Annotated in this window: 18 protein-coding genes; 12 read left to right on the forward strand and 6 right to left on the reverse strand. The window is 61.8% G+C overall.

Annotated elements, in window-relative coordinates; genetic code table 11:
* Positions 1–242 precede the first annotated feature (242 nt).
* Positions 243–647, forward strand: coding sequence for a cell envelope integrity protein TolA (tolA, locus tag NKH30_RS08335; protein WP_352994847.1), 405 nt, complete (start codon positions 243–245; stop codon positions 645–647).
* Between the two features lie 137 nt (positions 648–784).
* On the opposite strand, the gene NKH30_RS08340 is transcribed toward tolA, so the two are convergent.
* On the reverse strand, positions 785–1,000 hold the full coding sequence (locus NKH30_RS08340; protein ID WP_352768213.1) for a hypothetical protein: 216 nt from the start codon (positions 998–1,000) through the stop codon (positions 785–787).
* A gap of 333 nt (positions 1,001–1,333) precedes the next feature.
* On the opposite strand from NKH30_RS08340, the gene NKH30_RS08345 reads away from it, so the two are divergent.
* Positions 1,334–2,305 carry a DUF2865 domain-containing protein gene (locus NKH30_RS08345; protein ID WP_352768210.1) on the forward strand — a complete coding sequence of 324 codons (972 nt, stop codon included), beginning with the start codon at positions 1,334–1,336 and terminating at the stop codon, positions 2,303–2,305.
* Between the two features lie 83 nt (positions 2,306–2,388).
* Here NKH30_RS08345 and NKH30_RS08350 read toward each other — a convergent pair whose 3' ends face one another.
* Positions 2,389–2,742 carry a hypothetical protein gene (locus NKH30_RS08350; RefSeq protein ID WP_352451139.1) on the reverse strand — a complete coding sequence of 118 codons (354 nt, stop codon included), beginning with the start codon at positions 2,740–2,742 and terminating at the stop codon, positions 2,389–2,391.
* 654 nt (positions 2,743–3,396) lie between these two features.
* Here NKH30_RS08350 and pstS point away from each other — a divergent pair.
* Genes pstS through phoB form a run of 6 tightly spaced genes read left to right on the forward strand, consistent with a single transcriptional unit; the run spans position 3,397 to position 8,608 of the window.
* A complete protein-coding gene (gene pstS / locus NKH30_RS08355) occupies positions 3,397–4,458 on the forward strand; it encodes a phosphate ABC transporter substrate-binding protein PstS (protein WP_352649248.1) in 1,062 nt (353 codons plus the stop codon).
* A gap of 59 nt (positions 4,459–4,517) precedes the next feature.
* Complete coding sequence (gene pstC / locus NKH30_RS08360) at positions 4,518–5,507, forward strand: phosphate ABC transporter permease subunit PstC (RefSeq protein ID WP_352451142.1); 990 nt, start codon at positions 4,518–4,520, stop codon at positions 5,505–5,507.
* Between the two features lie 3 nt (positions 5,508–5,510).
* Entirely contained in the window at positions 5,511–6,362 is an 852-nt protein-coding gene (gene pstA, locus NKH30_RS08365; protein WP_352613520.1) for a phosphate ABC transporter permease PstA, read from the forward strand.
* Complete coding sequence (gene pstB, locus NKH30_RS08370; RefSeq protein WP_352451144.1) at positions 6,359–7,162, forward strand: phosphate ABC transporter ATP-binding protein PstB; 804 nt, start codon at positions 6,359–6,361, stop codon at positions 7,160–7,162. The genes pstA and pstB overlap by 4 nt, the downstream gene beginning before the upstream one ends.
* A gap of 32 nt (positions 7,163–7,194) precedes the next feature.
* A complete protein-coding gene (gene phoU, locus NKH30_RS08375; protein ID WP_023678534.1) occupies positions 7,195–7,902 on the forward strand; it encodes a phosphate signaling complex protein PhoU in 708 nt (235 codons plus the stop codon).
* Between the two features lie 16 nt (positions 7,903–7,918).
* Positions 7,919–8,608: a phosphate regulon transcriptional regulator PhoB gene (gene phoB / locus NKH30_RS08380; RefSeq protein ID WP_031212149.1), complete on the forward strand. Its 690-nt coding sequence runs from the start codon at positions 7,919–7,921 to the stop codon at positions 8,606–8,608.
* A gap of 9 nt (positions 8,609–8,617) precedes the next feature.
* Here phoB and NKH30_RS08385 read toward each other — a convergent pair whose 3' ends face one another.
* Positions 8,618–9,862 (reverse strand): ROK family protein, encoded by a 1,245-nt coding sequence (locus NKH30_RS08385; protein ID WP_352685931.1) that lies wholly within the window; start codon positions 9,860–9,862, stop codon positions 8,618–8,620.
* A 285-nt stretch (positions 9,863–10,147) separates the two neighbouring features.
* Between NKH30_RS08385 and xylF the strand changes: the two genes are divergently transcribed.
* The 4 genes from xylF to NKH30_RS08405 all read left to right on the forward strand — a co-directional run bounded on the left by xylF (position 10,148) and on the right by NKH30_RS08405 (position 15,318).
* Positions 10,148–11,188 carry a D-xylose ABC transporter substrate-binding protein gene (gene xylF / locus NKH30_RS08390; RefSeq protein WP_352471128.1) on the forward strand — a complete coding sequence of 347 codons (1,041 nt, stop codon included), beginning with the start codon at positions 10,148–10,150 and terminating at the stop codon, positions 11,186–11,188.
* A 141-nt stretch (positions 11,189–11,329) separates the two neighbouring features.
* Positions 11,330–12,694 carry a sugar ABC transporter permease gene (locus NKH30_RS08395; protein WP_352768205.1) on the forward strand — a complete coding sequence of 455 codons (1,365 nt, stop codon included), beginning with the start codon at positions 11,330–11,332 and terminating at the stop codon, positions 12,692–12,694.
* A gap of 77 nt (positions 12,695–12,771) precedes the next feature.
* Positions 12,772–13,566 carry an ATP-binding cassette domain-containing protein gene (locus tag NKH30_RS08400; RefSeq protein ID WP_352768202.1) on the forward strand — a complete coding sequence of 265 codons (795 nt, stop codon included), beginning with the start codon at positions 12,772–12,774 and terminating at the stop codon, positions 13,564–13,566.
* A 129-nt stretch (positions 13,567–13,695) separates the two neighbouring features.
* A complete protein-coding gene (locus NKH30_RS08405; RefSeq protein ID WP_352768200.1) occupies positions 13,696–15,318 on the forward strand; it encodes a CHASE domain-containing protein in 1,623 nt (540 codons plus the stop codon).
* 98 nt (positions 15,319–15,416) lie between these two features.
* On the opposite strand, the gene NKH30_RS08410 is transcribed toward NKH30_RS08405, so the two are convergent.
* The 3 genes from NKH30_RS08410 to NKH30_RS08420 all read right to left on the reverse strand — a co-directional run bounded on the left by NKH30_RS08410 (position 15,417) and on the right by NKH30_RS08420 (position 17,346).
* Positions 15,417–15,662, reverse strand: coding sequence for a YMGG-like glycine zipper-containing protein (locus tag NKH30_RS08410; protein ID WP_006328050.1), 246 nt, complete (start codon positions 15,660–15,662; stop codon positions 15,417–15,419).
* Positions 15,663–16,008: 346 nt separating this feature from the next.
* On the reverse strand, positions 16,009–16,179 hold the full coding sequence (locus NKH30_RS08415) for a hypothetical protein (protein ID WP_352685923.1): 171 nt from the start codon (positions 16,177–16,179) through the stop codon (positions 16,009–16,011).
* A 132-nt stretch (positions 16,180–16,311) separates the two neighbouring features.
* Positions 16,312–17,346 (reverse strand): sensor histidine kinase, encoded by a 1,035-nt coding sequence (locus tag NKH30_RS08420; RefSeq protein ID WP_352451150.1) that lies wholly within the window; start codon positions 17,344–17,346, stop codon positions 16,312–16,314.
* Positions 17,347–17,530 lie beyond the last annotated feature (184 nt).

Consider the following 17,530-nt stretch of genomic DNA (forward strand, 5'->3'; position numbering starts at 1 on the left):
CTTTCTACTGGTATCCACCTCCAGCTTGCGACCACGGATGTACTGGCGCGGATGGAAAGCAAAGGTCGGCTGCTCGCCGGCCTTTGCTTATTGCAGCCCTGCCGAAGTTTGCGGCTGACGGCGCTTCACGACGCCTGAAATGGCTGATGAAGCGCGTTGCCGGCATCTTGCCATCGCCGATGTGGGCCCTACCATCGAAGTAGTCCCGTCCTCGATGGCGGTTCAAGGACAGAGGCTCTGTCATGAAAAGCATTGCTGGAATGATGGTGATTGCAGGCGCCATACTGGCGGATGCAGCCGGTCAATCGAATGCAGCGACGCTCAACACCATGCCCGAGGTCGGGGCTGCCATCCAGGCGTGCTGGACCCCTCCGGCGAATGCCGGGAATTCCACCGTCACCCTGAGCTTCAGCTTCAGGCGCGATGGCACGCTGATCGGCCGGCCCAAGCCGACCGCCATCCGCGTCGCCGGCGAGGAGAAGATGCGCCAAGCTTTTGTCGACGCCGCGGTCGCGGCCGTGGACCATTGCCTGCCGTTGAGCTTTTCACCGGCGCTGGCTGAAGGCATCCCGGGCAAGGTGTTCACTCTGCAATTCAACTCGCCCAAACAAGAACAGGCTGCACCGCGAGTGAAGGCTTCGCCTTGATCTTTTCCGACAACCGGATTCCACTTTTCGGGACCTAATGCATGTCGCGCAAAAGCGTGCAGCGGTTTTGCGACAACGACATGCATTAGACAAGAACCTAAGCGCGTCGCATGACGCCCGGTCGACCGCGATGCGCTTTAGTGGCGCCTTCGTCTCGCCTCGACATGTCGCGCCAGTTCCGGCACCTCGAAGACATAGTCGCTCCAAGCCGATTCCGGTATCTGGCCGGCGAGATAGCACTCCAGCAAAAGCCTCTGCTCGTGGTCGAGTGGCCTCGGTGCGCGTTCATGGTCCAACCAAAGTGAATGGAACAGATTCCTGGTCAGGTCCGCGACAGTGAAGTGGATCGACATTTGCGGTCTCCTCCTTTGGCCGCTCAACGCCGATCCCAGGGCTAAGGTTTCAGCGACGGCCGGCCGGTAACGCCGGATTGATCGCGATGCCGAACCCGCCGCGCGCATCAAACTTCGCCGTGGCGGGCGTCCGCCGGCGTTGCTGCCGGTTCGTCTCAATCTTGAAATAAAAATGTAATATTGAATTTACACGAGTGGATCTAATACACTAGAGCTAAAGTCTCTGGTGGCGGTTTGATCTACTTCAATTAGGAAAAACTGATTTAGCTAGTACTTATCCATAGTCGACAAAGAAATCCTGTTCTCGGTGCAACAAGGATAATGGTCGTTCCAATGACACGCTTCTGGCCCCTCACGATTCTGATGCTGGTGTCGGCAATAGCCGTTGCGCTCGGCACATCCTTCTCCTACGCGGATAGCTGCGGTGCCATCAGGAGCCAATTGCTTTCGGCGGGGCGCAGCGGCGGGACCAGCCCCGAGCTTGCCCAACTGCGCCGGCAACTCGCCGCGATTCAAAAGCTTGAGAGACAACGCAGATGCGCAGCGAAAACCGCCGGCTTCTTCTTCAATCCCTGCGCCGACCTGGTCAGCAGCAAGGCGGAGGTGCAACGGCAGATCGCCAGACTGTCGAATTCGAGCAGGGACACGTCCGGACTGAAGGCCAGGTTTGTCGCGCTGGGCTGCGCCGCCCCCGCTGCCAAGAAACAGCCGGCGCAGCAACGCCCGGCACCCAAGGCCCAGTCCGCAGGCACAACAATTGGCGGCAATCGGATGCTGTTTTGCGTTCGCTTGTCGGACGGATATTTCTTCCCCGCGCCAAAATCGCAGTTCGCCAAGAGCGACGATCTGAAGGAAACGGTCGATCAGTGTCGCTACATCTGCGACGATGCCGGCGTCGACCTCTATATGCTGAGCGACGCCACTCGCGAGACCGAGGAGATGGTCGCGCTCGAGTCGGGAAAACCCTATGTGGAGCTACCTGCCGCGTTCCGGTACCGCGACGACGCGAACTTCAAGGCCTGTGACGTCAAGCGCTATTACCAGCGCGTTGCCGAACTCAGGGCACGAACCGTGACACCGGCCAACATGAGCAACGCCATCATTCCGTTGCCGACCGCAAAGCCGGATCTTGGCGTCGTCGCGGAAATTCCTGAATCCGGGATCGAAACTGCCGGTGCGGCTCTCGCAGGGGCAAAAACGTCGGTTTTCGAGGTGCCAGGGACTGCCCAGCATCAGTCGATCGAGAAAGCGATCGGCGCGCGGCCGGTGAGAGTGGTCGGGCCGGCCTTTTTCCCGGCGGACTGACCAGGGCGGGCGATGTTCCGAGACGGCTGGCCGGATAGCCGCTTCAAGGCCTGGAGCCGTGCGCATCGACCGACGTCGGCTGGTTATTCGCAGACCATGCGGGCCCGTTTACCGGGCTCGCTGACATTCTTGCAAGTTAGCGGCTTCGTCGGCTCCGGCGACAGCATGGGCGGGTTGTTGGTGACCCTCCTCCGAGGCGTTGCAACGGAAGCCGCGCTCCTGCGCACCGCCGGCCTTTTCGGCGTTTGCGGCGCCACTGGAAAGACGTCGGTCTCCAGTTGCGACTGTTCGGCTTGCGCCTGCGGCGAAGGCCTGTCCCAGAAACGGCGAACATCGAGCGGCTTGGGAATGATGACGGTGCCGTCATAGCTGCGCGCGCAGCCGCTTCCCAGAGGCAGCGCCAGGCACAGGAAGACAGGCAGAATCCGTCGAGACATCAGCAATACCCCTGCAAGCTTATAACGCTGCTTCGGCCTAACCGACAACCGGCGGAATAGGGCGAAGGGAGTAGATACCGTGAAGTAGAAGTCGTCGCACTTCCAGTGGAAGGCGTTGCTCGAAGATCGAGCGCCGGGTCGGGCGCGGATGGAGGTCCAGCGCGAGTTAGAACCTTGCGATTCGTCAACGCTTCCAGCGTAAGGCCATGGTGCGATCGCACCATACCAAAGCCGCGCTCAGTGGCGACAATGGGATATTCGAAGTTCCGCTCCTCCAGTTACGGGCGGGAGCAGCGACCGCCGGCAAGAAACAGGGTCAGATTTACCCCAACGGACCTGTTTCGGCGATGGCGCGGCCATGACACGTTCTGGCTGCATGCAACGCGCTCCCGTCCGGCTTTTTTCTTTTAAAGCCGGTGGCTGCGATCGCCGAGCAGACGATGCCGGCCGGAATTCACGCAAGCTGCTGATTCCAGCGGCAAACCGCGGCCCATGCCGACAAAAGCCCGCGGCCGCTCCTTCTTAACCCGGCTGGACGTCGTTACCGGAGCGACATGAAACTGTCATGCGACTGTAATAATCGGGGGCTATTGGCCTCAGCGGGCGCCGGAGGAATGGCGCCGAGAGACCATATTCCGAACAGGAGCAGGCCACATGAGACATTTCATCCGCTCGGCGGCCGTTGCGATTGCAATGGCTGCGGCGACGACCACCCTCACCCTGTCCGCCGCGCTCGCCGCGGACATCTCCGGCGCCGGCGCCACCTTCCCCTACCCGATCTATGCGAAGTGGGCCGACACCTACAAGAAAGACACCGGCGTTGGCCTTAACTACCAGTCGATCGGTTCCGGCGGCGGCATCAAGCAGATCAAGGCCAAGACCGTTACCTTCGGCGCTTCGGATGCGCCGCTCAAGGGCGACGAGCTTGAAGCGTCCGGACTGGCTCAGTTCCCGATGGTGATGGGCGGCATCGTTCCCGTCGTCAATCTCGAAGGCATCAAGCCGGGCGAGTTGGTTCTCGACGGCCCGACGCTGGCCGACATCTTCCTCGGCAAGATCACGAGCTGGGATGACGAAGCGATCAAGAAGCTTAATCCCGACGTCAAGCTGCCTTCGCAGGCGATCGCGGTCGTTCACCGTTCCGATGGTTCGGGCACGACGTTCAACTTCACCTATTACCTCGGCGACGTCAGCGCGGACTGGAAAGAAAAGGTTGGCGTCGACAAGGCCGTGGAATGGCCGGTCGGCATCGGCGCCAAGGGCAATGAGGGCGTTGCCAACAATGTCTCCCAGACCGGCGGCGCGATCGGTTATGTCGAATATGCCTACGCCAAGCAGAACAAGCTCACCCACACCGATATGATCAACAAGGACGGCAAGAAGGTCGAGCCCACCGCGGCGGCGTTCTCGGCGGCAGCGGCCAATGCCGACTGGAGCTCGCAGCCGGGCTATGGCGTCATCCTCGCCAACGAGCCGGGCGCCGAGTCCTGGCCGATGACGGCGGCAACGTGGATCCTGCTCTACAAGAAGCCGGATGATGCGGCGACCACCGGCGAAGCGCTCAAATTCTTCGCCTGGGCATACGACAAGGGCGACGAGATGGCCGGCGAGCTGGACTACGTTCCGATGCCCGACAAGGTGGTTGAGAGCGTCAAGGCCATGTGGGCCAAGGAAGTCGTCGGCGACGACGGCAAGCCGCTCTACTCGGCTATGTAATCTCCTCCAGGGAGGACGTCGATGGCGCCCTCCCTGTTGCCTTTAATCGCGAGGACCCAATGACCATCGCTTCCGATGCCATGCCATCATCTGCAGCAGCCCGGGCCAGGGAAGCTACGGTGCGGCGCTTCGCGCTCACAGATGCCATATTCCGCGGACTTACCCGCGCTTCCGCAATTCTTGTGCTGGTCATCCTCGGCGGTGTCGCGATCTCGCTGTTTGCCGGCTCATGGCAGGCGCTGTCGTCGTTCGGTTTTTCTTTCCTGACGACTGAGAGCTGGAATCCTGTTACGGAAAAATTTGGCGCACTGGCGCCGATCTACGGCACGCTGGTGACGGCGGCCATTGCCATCCTGATCGCGGTTCCGATCGGCATCGGCATTGCAGTCTTTCTCACCGAGCTCTGCCCGCGCCCGCTCAGGCGCCCGATCGGCATAGCGGTCGAGCTGTTGGCCGGCATTCCTTCGATCATCTACGGCATCTGGGGCCTGTTCGTGTTCGCGCCGTTCCTGCAGACGACGATACAGCCCTTCATCATCAACATCTTCCACGGCGTGCCGGGACTATCCAGCCTTTTCGCCGGCCCTCCTTACGGCATCGGCCTTCTGACCTCGGCGCTGATCCTCGCCATCATGGTGCTGCCCTTCATCACCTCGATCACCAAGGACGTCTTCGATACGGTGCCGGCGGTGCTGAAGGAATCGGCCTATGGCATCGGTTGCACGACCTGGGAAGTGACCCGGCGCGTGGTCATTCCCTATACCCGCATCGGTATCATGGGCGGCGTCATGCTTGGCCTCGGCCGGGCACTCGGCGAAACCATGGCGGTGACTTTCGTCATCGGCAACGCACATCGCATCAGTGCCTCCCTGTTCGCGCCGGGCACGACGATCTCGGCGACCATCGCCAATGAATTCACCGAGGCCGACGGCGACCTCTACACCTCCTCGCTGGTTTCGCTCGGCCTGATCCTCTTCGTCATCACCTTCCTGATCCTCGCCGCCGCCCGCTATATGCTGATGCGGATCGACGCCCGTACGGGAGCCTGACCGATGTCGACATCCTCATCGCTCCACAGCCGCCGCAAAGCCAGGAATTCGGTGATGATGGCGCTTTGCGTCGTCGCCGCCGGCATCGGGCTTGCCTGGCTGGCGCTCATTCTCGGCGCGTTGGTCTATAAGGGCACAGCCGGGCTTTCGCTCGCGGTCTTCACCGAGATGACGCCACCACCGGGCGAGGCCGGCGGCTTGCTCAATGCCATCACGGGCAGCCTGCTGATGACGATCATCGCCGTTGTCGTCGGCACGCCGATCGGCGTGCTGGCGGGAACCTACATGGCCGAGTATGGACGCTTTTCGCGCATCACCACCGTCGTCCGCTTCATCAACGACATCCTGTTGTCGGCGCCGTCGATCATCATAGGCTTGTTTGTCTATGAGCTGATGGTGCGGCCAATGGGACATTTCTCGGCCATTGCCGGCGCCGTTGCGCTTGCCATCCTGGTCATTCCGGTGGTCGTGCGCACCACTGAAGACATGCTCAACCTGGTGCCGAACGCGTTGCGTGAAGCCGGTGCCGCGATCGGCGCGCCGCGCTGGGTGGTGATCCGTTCGGTCGCCTACCGCGCCGCATTGTCCGGCATCGTCACCGGCATATTGCTGGCGATAGCACGCATTTCCGGCGAGACGGCGCCGCTGCTCTTCACCGCGCTCAACAACCAGTTCTGGAGCAGCAATATCAACGCGCCGATGGCCAGCCTGCCGGTGACCATCTTCCAGTTCGCTCTCAGCCCTTACGAGGAATGGCAGCAACTGGCGTGGACCGGCGCACTCATAATCACCCTGACGGTTCTGGGCTTGAGCATCCTCGCCCGCAGCCTTACCGGACGCAGAGAGGACAGATGACACAGATGTTGTCCCCAGACATGACGATGGCCGAAACGGTCGCCGAGAAGACGAAGATCGAGGTCAAGAATCTCAACTTCTACTACGGCCAGAGCAAGGCGCTGAAGGACATCAGCCTGTCGCTGCCTGAGCGCAGTGTCACGGCCTTCATCGGCCCTTCGGGCTGCGGGAAATCGACGCTGCTGCGTGTATTCAACCGCATCTATGAGCTCTACCCAAAACAGACGGCCGAGGGCCAGGTGCTGCTCGACGGCAAGAACATTCTCGACCGGTCGCAGGATCTCAACCTCCTCAGGACCAAGATCGGCATGGTGTTCCAGAAGCCGACGCCGTTCCCGATGTCGATCTACGAGAACATCGCCTTCGGCGTCAGGCTCTACGAGAACCTCGGCAAGTCCGAGATGGACGGCCGCGTCGAACAGGCGTTGAAGCGCGCCGCGCTGTGGAGCGAGGTCAAGGACAAGCTCAACGCCAGCGGCTTGAGCCTATCCGGCGGCCAGCAGCAGCGGCTCTGTATCGCCCGCACCGTGGCCGTGAAGCCGGAAGTCATTCTGCTCGACGAACCGGCTTCGGCCCTCGACCCGCTGTCGACTGCCAAGATCGAGGAACTGATCGACGAATTGCAAGCCGACTACACGATCGTCATCGTCACCCACAACATGCAGCAGGCGGCGCGCGTGTCGCGCCAGACGGCCTTCATGTATCTGGGTGAACTGGTCGAGTTCGACCGGACCGAGAAGATCTTCACGTCGCCCCGCGAGAAGCGCACGCAGGACTACATCACTGGCCGCTTCGGCTGAGCCGTTCCGATCATGCATATGAGGACAGGACCATGGGCGAACACACAGTCGCTTCTTTCGACGAGGATCTCGAGCAGATCAGCAAGCTGATCCGCGACATGGCCGACCTCGCCGGTTCGATGGTCGGCGGGGCGACCAAGGCGCTGTTGAATTCCGACAACGTGCTGGCGCAACGCGTCGTTTCCGACGACGCCATCATGGATGCGCGTCAACGCGAACTGGACGACCGCGCCATCACCCTGATCGCCAAACGCCAGCCGATGGCCCACGATCTTCGCCATGTGGTCGGAGCGATCCGCATGGCGGGCGACCTCGAACGCATCGGCGACCTTGCCAAGAATATCGCCAAGCGCGTGAGTGCGGTCGGCCTCAGCGCCACGCCGCGGGACCTGTCGCATTCCATCGACGCGATGGCGCAGCTGGTTCTCATCCAGGTGCAGGGTGTCATCGAGGAATATGCTGCAGGCGATGCGGCCGCGTTGGCCAAGCTTCGTGCCGCCGACGAGCGCATCGACGTTAAATACACGTCCGTGTTCCGCGAGCTGTTGACCTACATGATGGAAGATCCGCGCAACATCACCGCTTGCACGCACCTGCTGTTCTGCGCCAAGAATCTGGAGCGGATCGGCGACCATGTCACCAACATCGCCGAAAATGCGTATTATGTGCTGACCGGCGAGCAATTGCCGGTCAATCGTCCGAAGCAGGACGAAACGACAATGTCCGCACCGGTGACATGATGGGGGTGCCCAGCCGATGATCGCACCACGCATAATGGTGGTGGAGGACGAGGAGCCGTTGGGTGTGCTGCTCCGCTACAATCTCGAATCCGAAGGCTACCAGGTCGAGGTGGTGACACGCGGCGACGAAGCCGAGATCCGTTTGCAGGAGAATGTGCCCGACCTTTTGGTGCTCGACTGGATGATACCAGCGGTTTCCGGCATCGAGCTCTGTCGTCGGTTGCGGGTGCGCCCCGAAACCGAGCGGCTGCCGATCATCATGCTGACCGCGCGCGGCGAGGAGAGCGACCGGGTGCGCGGTCTTTCGACCGGCGCCGACGACTATCTGGTCAAGCCGTTTTCGACACCGGAATTCATGGCCAGGGTCAAGGCGCTGCTGCGGCGCGCCAAGCCGGAAGTGCTGTCCAGCGTGCTGAAGGTCGGCGACATCGTGCTCGATCGCGAATCGCACAGGGTCTATCGCAAGAAGAGCGAAATCAGGCTCGGGCCGACCGAATTCCGGCTGCTCGAGTTCATGATGCGGCATCCGGGCCGTGTCTTCTCGCGCAGCCAGTTACTCGATAATGTCTGGGGGGAGACAATCTACATCGACGAACGCACCGTCGACGTGCATGTCGGGCGGCTGCGCAAAGCCGTCAACAACGGCCGGATGCCGGATGTCATCCGCACCATCCGCGGCGCCGGCTATGCGATCAGGGAAGATTGACCCGCCTGGTCAGGCTACGTTCTTTCTGACGCTGGGCCTCATTTGCGCGCCCGGCGCGAAAATCTCCTGGTCGACGAAGCTTAACGCCCGCATCGCGCAGCCTTCGCGGATCAGAGGCAATTCGTTCGGCTCTGTATCGAAGGAGATCGAGCCTGAATGCTGGCCGCCGGCGGTCTGGGCGATTGCCTTCCGCAAGGCCGGCTCGATCAGATCGAAGGCGGCGGCACTGGCGCCGACCATCGCGACCGGTGCCGGATCGATCAGCGCGAACAGCGAGCCGAGACCGAAACCCAGCGCTTCGCCGGCCTTGCGGTAGGCCTCGCGTTCCGGCCCATCTTTCTCGCGCGCCCGGGCCGCCAGTGCGCGCATGTCGGCGTCGCTGACGTCGGCGACCGGTTCGCTGTCTTCGCTCATCTGCCTGGCGTTGCGCCAGATGGCGTAGTTGCCGGCATACGCCTCGATGCAGCCGCGCCGCCCGCAACGGCAGAGCGCGCCGCCCGGACGATGGATCATGTGGCCAAATTCGCCGCCCGAGGAATGCGTCCCGGTGAACAGTTCGCCCTTCAGCACCAGCCCCATGCCGATGCCATGCGAAAGCAGGATGGCGATGAAGTCATCGCGATAGCGATCCGGATTGCGCCAGCGCAAAGCCACCGCCATCATGTTGCAGTCGTTCTCCACCGTTGCCGGGATGCCGAATTCGTCCTCCAGCATGTCGGCAAAGGCGATGTCGGTCTGCGGCGTGATCGGCGACCACAGCATGGCGCGTGCAGGGGAGTCGGTAATGCCCTGAATCGCCAGGGCGATGCGGGCGACACTGCGGACGTCAAGATCTGGATCCTGCAGCCGGCGCCGGACGATGGCCATGCATTCACGGATCAGCTCGTCGCGCGGCATAGTCAGCGTGTCCAGCCGGCGCTGTTCCTCGGCGACCACCTGTCCCGTGTAGTCGATAATGGCGGCCGAAAGGAAATTCAGCGACAACACCACGGTCAGCACCGCCGCCGCTTCCGGGTTGAGGGCGAGGCCGACTTGCGGACGACCGCGTTTCAACGAAACGGGCTCACTTGGCTTGCTCTCGGCGAGGATGCCTTCCCGTATCAGGTCGGAAGAAATCGCCGATATGGTCGAATGACTGAGGCCGGTGGTAGCTGCGATCTCAGTACGCGATGGCTGGCCGGCCCGGCGCACCGCCGAGATCACCATCGCCCGGTTGCGCCGGCGCAAATCGTCATGGCGGATTCCGACCGACATTGTTTTGCTTTCCTCCCGGTTGCCGCGGCCGCTCATGAACCGGAAGCCGTCGGTAATGTCCGACAAATAGTGTCGGATGAGGCAAATAGTGTCAGATGCAGGTGGCGCTGTCATCGTTTATTCCGACGCTCGAAAAAACTCGCAGAGTCATCAAAATCCATCAGAATCGATGTTGACAGCAGCCGGAGATCGGACCAGTATTTTTTCGAGGCTCGAAAAAATTAGAGCTTCTAAGCTGGTCTTTGAGCCAATTGGTCACGCCGTACGCGGCGCAGGGAGGATATGATGAAGAAATTCACGACCGCCATTCTGGCGGGTGTCGCCATGACGCTGGCGCTGGCGTCGGTGGCGCAGGCTAAAGACAAGGTCATCGGCGTTTCCTGGTCGAACTTCCAGGAAGAGCGCTGGAAGACCGACGAGGCCGCAATGAAGGCGGCCATCGAGGCCGCAGGCGACAAGTATATTTCCGCCGACGCACAGTCCAACCCCGGCAAGCAGCTCACCGACGTCGAGAGCCTGATCTCGCAGGGCGCCAACGCACTGATCATCCTGGCGCAGGACGCCTCGGCCATCGGGCCGGCCGTGCAAAAGGCGCTGGACGAAGGTATTCCGGTTGTCGGCTACGACCGGCTGATCGAGAACAAGGACGTCTTTTACCTGACCTTCGACAACAAGGAAGTCGGCCGCATGCAGGCCCGGGAAGTCTTCAAGGTGAAGCCGGAAGGCAACTACGTCTTCATCAAGGGTTCGGGTTCCGATCCGAATGCCGATTTCCTGTTTGCCGGTTCGATGGAGGTGCTGAAGGCGGCAATAGACAGCGGCAAGATCAAGAATGTTGGCGAGGCCTATACCGACGGCTGGCTGCCGGCCAACGCTCAGAAGAACATGGAACAGTTCCTGACCGCCAACGACAACAAGGTCGATGCCGTGGTCGCGGCCAATGACGGCACTGCCGGCGGCGTCGTCGCCGCGCTGACAGCGCAAGGGCTGGCCGGATCGGTTCCGGTTTCGGGCCAGGACGGCGACCACGCCGCGCTGAACCGCATCGCGCTCGGCACACAGACCGTGTCGGTGTGGAAGGATGCGCGCGAGCTCGGCAAGAATGCCGCCGAGATCGCCTCGCAACTGGCCGACGGCAAGCAGATGACCGACATTGCCGGCGTGAAGGATTTCACCACGCCCGGCGGCAATGCCGTCAAGTCGCTGTTCCTGACCCCGGTCGCCATCACCAAGGACAACCTCAACGTCGTCATCGACGCCGGCTGGATCAAGAAAGAAGAGGTCTGCGCCGGCGTGACGGCTGGCACTGTTGCAGTCTGCAACTGAGCCGACGTTTCCGAGAAGTCCGAACGCCGCGGCCGCTCGCCGCGGCGTTTTTCAACAAGAGTTGTTTTTCCGCTTCCGGCGGATAACTTCTAGGCTGCTTCCGGCATCCGCGACAGACGGCAACCCGGCGGGAGAAACATCATGACCGACACGACGTCCAACACGCCGGTCGACAACACGGCAGACCGGGCACGGGAATCCGAGCTCGGCATCGTTGCCCGATTTCTCAAGGCAACCGAACTCGACACGCGCATGCTCGGCATGGTCGGCGCGCTGCTGGTCATCTGGGTCGGCCTGCATGTCGTTTCCAGCGTACGGCTCGGCGTCAATCCGTTCGACTTCGACAGCCGGACCTTCCTGACGCCACGCAATCTCTGGAACCTGTCGGTGCAGACTTCCGCCGTGGCCATAATGGCTGCCGGAATGGTGCTGGTTATCGTCATGCGCAATATCGACCTGTCGGTCGGTTCCGCCGAAGGCCTGATCGGCGTGGTCATGGGCTTTGCGCAGGTGCATTTCCTGGTGCGAATGATCGGTCTGCAATTAGGCAATCCCTGGATCTGGATCCTGGCACTGGCCATCGGCCTGGCGCTTGGCCTTCTGATCGGAGCGTTCCAGGGATACATCATCGCTTATCTCGAGGTGCCGGCCTTCATCGTGACGCTGGGCGGCCTTCTGGTCTGGCGGGGTGCCGCATGGTGGGTCGCCAGCGGTCAGACGATTGCGCCGCTTGATGCCACTTTCCAGCTGATGGGCGGTGGGCCGGCGGGTTCGATCGGCGCGCGATGGAGCTGGATCGTCGGAATTGTCGCGTGCCTGGCGGTTGTGTTCATGCTGCTCAACGGGCGGGTGCAGCGCAAGCGGTTCCGCTTTCCGTTGCGCCCGATCTGGGCCGAGACGTTCCTCGGTGTCCTCACCTGCGCTGTCATCATGGGCGCCATATGGCTTGCCAATTCCTATCCTTGGCCGGTCGGCATCGTGAACAGATATGCGGCGGCCAACAATATAACGGTTCCCGAAGGCGGGCTGTTCATCGCCCATGGCATCGCCATACCCGTGCTGATGGCTGTAGCCGTAGGGCTGATCATGACCTTCATCGCCAAGCGTACCCGTTTCGGCCGCTATGTCTTCGCCATCGGCGGCAATCCGGAAGCAGCCAACCTTGCCGGTATCAACACGCGCTGGGTGACCATGAAGGTGTTCATGATCATGGGCGTGCTGGCGACGATCGCCGCGGCGATCTCGTCAGCCAGGCAGAACTCGTCGACCAATGCGCTGGGCACGCTGGACGAGCTCCTGGTCATCGCGGCGGCGGTGATCGGCGGCACGTCGCTCGCCGGCGGCTCCGGCACAGTGCTCGGCGCCATGCTCGGCGCGCTTTTGATGCAGTCGCTGCAGTCCGGCATGGTGCTGCTCGGCATCGATTCGCCGCTGCAGAGCATCGTTGTCGGAGCCGTGCTGGTGGTCGCGGTGTGGCTCGATACCGTCTATCGCAAACGGGTCTGAGCATGATCCCGCAAGGTGGAAACCGGTTTTCGTACAACTTGGTGCTCAAGCAGGATCTATAGGGAGGAAGGACGAGCATGGCAGACAAATCCGCTCCCACGCCGCTGATCGACATGCGCAACATCTCCATCGCTTTCGGCGGCATTCGCGCTGTCGACGATGCCTCTGTCGACCTTTTCCCGGGCGAGGTGATGGCTTTGCTCGGTCACAACGGTGCCGGCAAATCGACGTTGATAAAAATCCTGTCCGGCGCCTACAAGCGCGATGCGGGCCAGATTTTCGTCAACGGCGAGGAGGCTTCGATCTCCAATCCCCGCGACGCCAAGAAGTACGGCGTCGAGACGATCTACCAGACGCTGGCGCTGGCCGACAATGTCGATGCGGCCGCCAACCTGTTTCTCGGCCGCGAGCTGATGACCGGCTGGGGTACGCTAGACGACGTCGCCATGGAGGCCGAGGCGCGCAAGGTGATGGGCAGGCTCAATCCGCGTTTCCAACGCTTCAAGGAGCCGGTGGTAAAGCTTTCGGGCGGCCAACGGCAGTCGGTGGCGATCGCCCGCGCCATCCTGTTCAATGCTCGCATCCTGATCATGGACGAGCCGACGGCGGCACTCGGGCCGCAAGAGACGGCGCAGGTCGGCGAACTGGTCAGGCAGCTCAAGGCCGACGGCATCGGCATCTTCCTGATCAGCCATGATATTCACGACGTGTTCGAGCTTGCCGACCGTGTCTGCGTCATGAAGAACGGTCGGGTTGTCGGAACGGCGCGCACAACCGACGTCACCCAGGACGAGGTGCTCGGCATGATCATCCTCGGCAAGTGCCCACCCGGCGCCATTCCGGGGCCGGGCGCGCTGAAGATCGCCGCATGAACGAGAATTAGCCGGCTAATCACACGCCGCCAAAATGTGCCAGCCGTCACCATGCTTTGGCCTCGCCATTGTGTTGGCGTCAGGACTTGCCCATAAAGATGCCGAACCGTCCACGGGACGTATCAGCAATTGAAGAAGCTTTTTCCGACCGTCGCTTTTATCGCCGTCGCGCTGATCAGCCTGACGATGGCGGGTTTTGCCTATTTTGCCACCCAGGAGGCGGCCCGCATTAAATTCGAGGCGACGGCAGACGACGCGCTTAACCGGATCGAAAGCCGCATCGACCTGGACCTGTCGCTGCTGCGTTCGACCCGGGCGCTGTTCGACGCACGCAATGGCGGTATCTCGCAGGGCGAGTTCAAGGCTTTCTTCAACGCGCTCGACGTCGACAATAATTTCGCCGGCCTGCGCGGCATCGGTTTCCTCCGCCTGGCGAAAACTGGCAACGAGGCGGCGGTCGAGCGCGACATCCTGCACGATCACGGCGCAAGCCATCCGATCTATCCCGACACGAACTTACCGTGGCGTACGCCCATCGTGCTGTTCGAACCGCTGGATCCGTCCAACAAATCCAGCATCGGCTACGACATGTTCACCGGGCCGGCGCGGCGCGAGGCGATCGAAAAGGCGATGGCCGACGACCAGCAGCACGCCAGCGGGCTCGTGCAGCTCGGCAAGGATACGGGTGCCGCGCAGACCTTTACCGGGTTCCTCGTCTTCGTCCGGCTCAATGTCGAAACCGCGCCGGACGCCGTGAACGCGACGAGATCCTCGACTGCCGGCTTCCTTTATGCGGCCTTCCGCGCCCGTGATCTGTTCCAGGCTGCGCTCAGCCGGGCACCATTGCTGCCGGTCAACACCGAGATCTATGACGGCACGGTGGACAGCGACAACCTGCTGTTCCAATCGGAAACGCCGCCTGTTTCGAGCCTCGGCGACAGGCTGCTGGTCACCCGCAAGATCACCGTCGCCGGCCGGCCGTGGGTCGTCCTGTTCAGGCCGACAAGTGCTTTCTCGCAACCTTCCTCGCGCGCCATCCCGGTGATGCTCGGATTGTTCGGACTGCTGCTTGCGGGCGCCATCGCGCTGGTGGCCCGCTATCAGGAGCGGGCCTATGAGGCGGTCTCGCTGCTTCACGAAACGACCGAAAAGAGCCTGCTGGAAAAAGATCTGATGCTGCAGGAGATGAAGCATCGCATCAAGAACTCGATCACGCGGGTGCTGGCAATCGCGCGCCAGACAGCATCGCACACCACCGACGTCCAGGAATTCTCGGCTTCTTTCTCGGCCCGGCTGCAGGCGATGGCGGCTTCCCAGGACATGCTGACGCGCTCACGCTGGCAGAAAGCCGATCTCGGCGACCTGCTGCGCATCGAGCTAGGCCAGGTGTTCGGCAGTGAGCTTCCTGAAGGGCTGCTGTCGGGACCGCAGGTTCTTCTCGATGAAAAGACGACGCAGGCACTCGGCCTCGTCTTTCACGAACTGGCGACGAATGCGCTGAAGCATGGCGAAGCCGGCAATTCAGTCGGTGCGCTGAAGGTCGACTGGTCGCTCGAAGCCCGTAGCGGCACCCGGACATTGGCTCTCAACTGGCGCGAGGCCGGTCAGAAGAAGCTCGAGACACCGGCAAAGAGCGGTTTTGGCACCAGACTGATCGATCTCAACGTCACGCGCGAATTGCGTGGCACAATCAGGCGCGATTTTCGCGAAGATGGCTTGAACGTGGAAATCAAGGTTCCGCTGCCGGCCTGAAACGCCGTCTCGTGGGCCGCATCGCAACAGCGCTTTAAAGAGCAAACGCGGAGACAGGTGGCCTGCCTCCGCGTTTGCTGTCCGCCTGGAGCTCGAAACTAGTTGCAGCGAGCTGTGTAAATCCGGCCGTGACGATCTCTGTATTGGCAGTAGCCATTTTGCAGACGGCGAACGAGCAGACCGCCAATCGCACCAGCGCCGGCGCCGATCAAAGCGCCCTTGCCGCCGCCGACAGCGCCACCAATGAGCGCGCCGCCCACAGTGCCGATACCCACGTTCTCTTCCGTGGTGGTGCAGCCGCTGACCGCAACCACGGCAACCATGGCAATAATCATCTTCCGCATGGAGTCATCCTCACTTTTGTCCTCACTTTAATAAGCTCCAGCCGCCATTTAGCATGAAAGTACGGCCTTTGCCCGCACGATTTCATTGTTGATTAAGATAGTCTTTTTCGGGGCGTGCGCCGTTCGATGCTACCACGAACCCGGAAATCTCCAAGGACGCATCGAGCGTGCCGTTGGGGCGCACGTTCCAGACGATCCTGTCATGGTCGTTCTCGAGCGCCGGATCGACGGCAAGGCATCTGGCGCCGACATGTTGGGCCTGGTCCTGCAGGTCAGCGACCGCGAACGGGCACGGCCGAGCACTCGGGCAGTGGTTTCAAAGCGATCAAGCAGAGGCGAGTTCGATTCAGATCAGTTGGGACGCGGCGGTCAGGACGATCGCGGCCATAAGCGCGACGGCGGCGAAGCGGAGGGGCGAAGCACGAGGCGCGGGCGTTGCGGGCGCGTCGGGATCCTGAAAACCGCCCATCGAGACGCGAGCGGCCTGTTCCAGTCTGTTCACGTCTGCAGCCGTCAACGCCCATTCCCTTCACTTTGTGCCAAACTCAATCCGGCGGATCGGCACGTTCGCACAGGATCGGACTTTATGGTGAACAGTCGGTTAAAGATGGCGATGCGCAGCAAGCCTTCGCGCGGCGACCGCCGCTCGTTAATCCGTCTCGAAATTACCGTGAGGAACGACAAGGCGGTATTCGAGGCGGTTCCCGGTGATCTCAAGGGTCGCCGTTCCATTCAATGAAGTGGGCACGACGCGTTCGAGCGCGACGCTGCCAAAACGCTTCTCACTGCGCTGATTGTCGTTGGCTCCGATCACTTCGGCCCATGTCAGCGACAGCGCAGGCTCGCCAGCGGAAGCTGCCGTCAGATCGGCCGTCACCTCGACGAAACCGTCGCTGCGCGACAGTGCGCCATAGCTGACCGAATTGACGGCGAGCTCATGCATGGCCAAGCCGATGTGCAAGGCGGCATTGGGGTTGAGATATGGATTTGCGCCGCGGAAACGTAGGCTGTGCAAGGGATCCGCGCCGTACCTGCCGACCTGACCGGAAACCAGCTCGCGCAGCGCCGCTCCCCGCCAGTTGGATGACGTAACCAAATCCTGCGAGGAGGCCAGCGACTGCAATCGGCCCCGGAAGCGCGTCAGGAAATCGTCAATGCTGCCGGAATAACGGCCCGTCTGGGTGGCGATGCTCTGGATGATGGCCAAAAGGTTCTTGGAGCGATGACTGACTTCGCGCAGCAGCGCCTTCAACGTCTGCTCCCGGCGTTTCTGCTCGGTTGTTTCGACCATGGTGGTCACGACGCCCTGCACCGCGCCGGTCTCGCTGCGGTCGGCGTCTATCCACACCTGAAACCAGCGGGCGCCGTCATCGGCCGGCACGCTGAGCTCAAGATGTTGAGGATTGCCGGAGACGATGACGTCGTGCTTGGCGGCGCCGATACGCTCTGCCTGCGCCGGCGGCAAGATGCCGTTGTTGTCGGAGGCATCGGAAGTCCAGGGCGCGCGCATGTTGCGCGCCCACACCGTCTTCATCTCGCGATCCTGGTACAGGACGGAAATCCCGGCATTGTGCAGTGCATGGAGAAGGGCCCGACCAAGCTGCATCCCGCTTTCGGCGGGATGCAAAGCGATGATCTCATCACTCTGGCCGCGGTCTTTCATTTTTCCGACTCTGGAACGCATCGGTCAATTTGCTCAACCCATGTCGGGCTGAACGGTTCGCGGAAAAATGGGTTCCAAAAGGAGGAGGTTCGTATCAAACCTTAAAAAGCGGTCCGCCGAGCGGCATCCCGTTGGAGGACACTGCCCGGCGGTGGCTGGAAACCGTTTGAGGGGTGCGGCTTCCAGTGTTCGCTTGAATGGCCGC

The organism is Mesorhizobium sp. M1273, from assembly GCF_040318195.1.
GTDB lineage: Bacteria > Pseudomonadota > Alphaproteobacteria > Rhizobiales > Rhizobiaceae > Mesorhizobium.